The following is a 3,943-nucleotide window of genomic DNA, read 5'->3' as shown; positions in this document are numbered from 1 at the left end:
AAATTCATCCCGACTGAATCGGGGATAAGACAAGGCGCCTCATGGCGCACTGCCACCTGTCGCTGACCTGCACCGCTACGGGCAGGGCCTGGCGGATCGCTTCTAATGGTGGAGTCGGGTATTGGAACTGTCCGAATGCCTTGAGTTCAGGCCCTCGGGCGCTGGCTGATGTCGGCGGCGTAGGAGTTCCAGTCGCCGGCGGCGATCTTCTGCCACTGGACGGCGCTTTGGATGTGGATCCCCAAGGTCTTGGCCAGGATTGCTGCGGGGAGTTCGGCGGCGAGCGCGAACAGAGCGGTGTTCCGGCTGTGTCGTGGGGTGATCCCGAGGGCGTGCAGGCGTCGGGCGAGTGCGCCTTCGGTCAGTGGGAGCCCTCGGCGGTGCCCTGGGAACAACCAGCCGGATTCCTCGTGGAGGACACCGCTTCCCGGTGGTCTGCGGGTGGCGACGAGCTCGTCGACGAGCTCGTCCAGTGGGTTGGGCAGGACGATGGGGCGGCTGCCCAAGTGCAGGAAGGTGCGGTCGCCGTGGTGGCGTACGTGTTTGACGGTCAAGGCCGTGATGTCGCTGAGCTTTTGTGCGTAGAGCAGGACCAGCAGCCCGGCGGTTCGAGTGACGAGGGGGCAGGCGTCGTCGTGGAGCAGGCGGCGGGCATCGCTCCATCGGCGATCCTGGTCGAGGGGTCCGGCCGGGCCGGACCAGCGGGTGCTCGGTGCGGTGAGGCGGGAGGCATGCCGGTGGGTTACTGCCCACCGTACGAAGTTCGCGGACCGTTGCCGGTGACCGGGGTGATCCGTGCGCCAGAGGTCGAGGTCGGCCTGGGTGCAGGTCTGCAACGTCAGCTCTCGGTCCTCGAGCCAGTCCAGGAAGGCCGTGGCGGCGGTGATCTGCTGGCGCAGGTTCCTGGCCTGCTGGTCGGTGACGGGGTTGCCGTGGAGGCGGCCGCGCAGTCGGCGTAGCTGGTGCCAGACGGCGTATCCGTGCAGGGCCCGATGGTGCTCGGGTAACGAGCGCGAGGCCAGGGCCTGGTCGATCCAGGTCTCAAGGCCGGCGAGGAGCTCGTCTCGGCGAGGGAGAGCGCCGGAGACGACCAGCATCGCTCGCAGGTGGTTCAGGGTGAGGCTGGGCGGCATGGTGTCCAGGAAGTCGTGGGACAGACGGCGGCGTCCGCGCGCGACGTCGCGCAGGGTGGTGCGGACTCCGTGTCTGGTCAGCCAGGTATCGACGCTGTCGGGCCGGTCGGATTGGACGAGTGCCTCTCGGAGTTGATCGAGTGCGGGCAGTGTGGTGCCGCTGGGCGGGGCGAAGATGTCCTTCAACTTCCGGTCCAGGGAGCACCGCGTGCACTGCGCGGTCGAGAGTTGCCAGGTGGTTCGGCAGGTCGAGCAGCGTTTCCAGAATGCCGGATCGGGGTTGAGGCAGGAGGCGCAGAGCGGCTTGTCGAGGGTGCCGCCCTTGAGTACGGCCCCGGTGCCGCAGGCCGAGCAGATGATCCAGCGTTGTCGGCACCGTTCGCAGACGGGTTTGCTGATCGCGCGGGAGATGCCGATCCGGCTGCCGGTAGTCCCGCAGAGGGTGCAGGGGAGGTCGTGGCCGGGGCGGCAGTTCTGGCAGACCGGGCCGTCTGGGGTGACCGCGGCGACGCGCCGGTTGTTCCCGCATCCGGTGCACGGCTTCCAGCTGCGGGGATCTTGATGCCAGCAGTTCTGGCAGAGAGGATGCCCGTTGTCGTGGCGGCGGGCGGTGGGGCGGGTCTTCCCGCACCGGCCGCAGGGCAGGGCCCGGGCTTTCGCTCTGCATCCGTGGCAGATGCGTACTCCGTCGACGGGCGGGCCGAGCTTTCTCTGCTTGCCGCAGCGGGGGCAGGACGGCACGATCACCGCCGAGGCGCCGGCATCAACGAGTGCGTCGATGAACCGCAGGACACTGGGAGAGTCGGCAAACATGCCCTGGCCGGTGAGGAGTTCCGGCCGCCGCGTGACGTCGCGGGCAAGGCGGCGTCGTCCGTCGGGCCGTGCCGCGGCCTGGCCGATCGCCCCCAGGAGGGCTTCCTGGCCCAGTGCGGGTTCCAGTTCGGAGAGCAGAGTGAGCAGAGTTCTGACTTCTTCGCCGGCCGCCCAGTCCTGACGCTTTGTCATGATTCGGCCCTGGTGATCCGTGCCCGCTTGGGGCGCAGGTTCCCGAGGCTGTCGGTGTTCGTGGAGGCGCCGGCGGCGGCCTTCTTCGGTCGTGTGGCAGCGGTGCCCGTGGCGGCGGCCGGCTCGATGAGGTTGTCCATTGTGCAGTCCAGGAGATCGAGCAGCGCCATGAGGATCTTCAAGCTGAGCCGCTCGGGCCGCTCCACCACCAGCCGATACACCTGGCTGGTGGACAGGGTGATCCCGCGCTCGGACAACGGCGCGATGAGATCGGTGGTGGAGAACATCCCGCGCTCGGCCATCACCTTGCGCAGATGCCAGCGGTAATCGAGCTTGCCGTCCATCTCCGTACCTCCTCAAGATCCGGCGAACGCCGGTGCCAGTGCCCTGCTCAGAGCAGTGTTCATGAAGTCGTCGCTGACATGGGTGTAGATCGCGGTGGAGCTGTCGCACTCGTGGCCGACCTGCTGCTGGATGAAGCGCCGGTCCACCCCGTCCTCGGTCAGATGCGTGACATAGGCATGACGCTCGGAGTGCGGAGTCAGCTCCTTCGGCAGGCCCAACGCGTCCCGGTAGGCGACGAACCTGGCGTTGATCTCCGACGGCTTGACCCGGCCGCCGCGCTCGGTGAGCCAGAGCGCGGGGTGATCGGGGTAGCCGAACCGGGGCCGGACGTTCGCGACGTAGTCGGCGACCGCCTCCACGGCCCAGTCCATCACCGACAGCACGTTCCTGCGACGCGGCGGCTGCCCCCTCTTCGCCTTGCCGTAGCGGACGTTGAGCATGCCGTACCGGCCGAACTGCGGTGCCTTTGGGTTCCGCCCCCAGTCGGTCACGTCCAGCTTCGACGTCTCGGTCCGCCGCAGTCCCCACCCGTAGATGGTCTTGAAGATGGTCGCATCCCGATACGCGGCCAAGGCCCCCTTGCGCTTGGAGCGTACGGCCCGCTCGACCTGGTCGTCGGCGTAGTCGAGGAACTGCTGGAGTTCCTCGCGGGTGAATGGCCGGGCCTCCGGGCTGCCCTCGTAGCCCTGCAGGTGCACCATGGTGTTCCACTCGTGACAGATCGCCACCGGATAGGTGCCGAACGCCTCCTCACACGCCGGCACCCAGCCGTAACGGCCGTCGATGAGGAACTCCGTGAACTGCCGGACATCACCCTGATAGGCGCGGATCGTCGACGGAGCCAGATGCCGCTCACCCGTCAAGTACGCCGACCACTCGTCGACATGGCCCGGCCTCCACTGCCACGGGTAGTCGTTCACGAACTCGTGAAAGCGGCGGACCAGTCGTTCCCGGTCCTCCACCGTCTCATCCCGCAGCCCGCGGGACTTCTGCTGAGCCCGCCATCCCCGCAGCATCGCGTCGAACATCGCGTCCTCGGGACGCAGCTGTGCCACCCCGGAGACGAGCTCCAGACGAGCCGACCCGGCCAGGGCCACCGTACGCTGATGCACCACGCAGACCATCCCTTCTAGAGGGCAGATCTTGCATCAGATGGGATGAGCGCGGCAAACTGCCTGATCAGATGGCCAGTTCGTAGTAGCCTTCGAGAGCATCAGGGCGTCGCCGTGAGCTGCTGGCCTGCAGCTTCTCGCCCGTCTGATGCAATTCCCGAGGGTTGGCGTAGGTGGCGGAGCCGTCCCGGCAGACGTACTGGGCCCCCGGGTGCTCGCGCAGCCACGTGGTCAGGGTCTGGGCGGTCCGGTCATGCAGCACGTCGATCCGCTCGCCGGTCTCGGCGTCGATGATGTGGGACATCCCGTGAGTTCCCCTGTGGTCGGGTGCGTGATTGTCCCTGTGGT

At 67.7% G+C, this 3,943-nt stretch carries 3 protein-coding genes and 1 pseudogene; all 4 read right to left on the bottom strand.

All coding sequences use genetic code 11. The annotated features are described in order from the left end of the window. Positions 1 to 146: 146 nt before the first annotated feature. Positions 147 to 2,138 (bottom strand): site-specific integrase, encoded by a 1,992-nt coding sequence (locus C6N31_RS41935; RefSeq protein WP_198359591.1) that lies wholly within the window; start codon positions 2,136 to 2,138, stop codon positions 147 to 149. Further along, a complete protein-coding gene (locus tag C6N31_RS41930; protein ID WP_198359590.1) occupies positions 2,135 to 2,482 on the bottom strand; it encodes a helix-turn-helix domain-containing protein in 348 nt (115 codons plus the stop codon). Before C6N31_RS41930 ends, C6N31_RS41935 begins: the two co-directional genes overlap by 4 nt. 12 nt (positions 2,483 to 2,494) lie before the next feature. Continuing rightward, positions 2,495 to 3,598, bottom strand: coding sequence for a tyrosine-type recombinase/integrase (locus C6N31_RS41925; RefSeq protein ID WP_198359589.1), 1,104 nt, complete (start codon positions 3,596 to 3,598; stop codon positions 2,495 to 2,497). A 163-nt stretch (positions 3,599 to 3,761) separates the two neighbouring features. Continuing rightward, positions 3,762 to 3,943, bottom strand: a pseudogene (locus C6N31_RS41920) (hypothetical protein); the annotation flags it as partial.

The organism is Streptomyces fildesensis (assembly GCF_016107395.1).
Lineage (GTDB): Bacteria > Actinomycetota > Actinomycetes > Streptomycetales > Streptomycetaceae > Actinacidiphila > Actinacidiphila fildesensis.
This window is presented reverse-complemented; position numbering and strand designations above follow the sequence as displayed.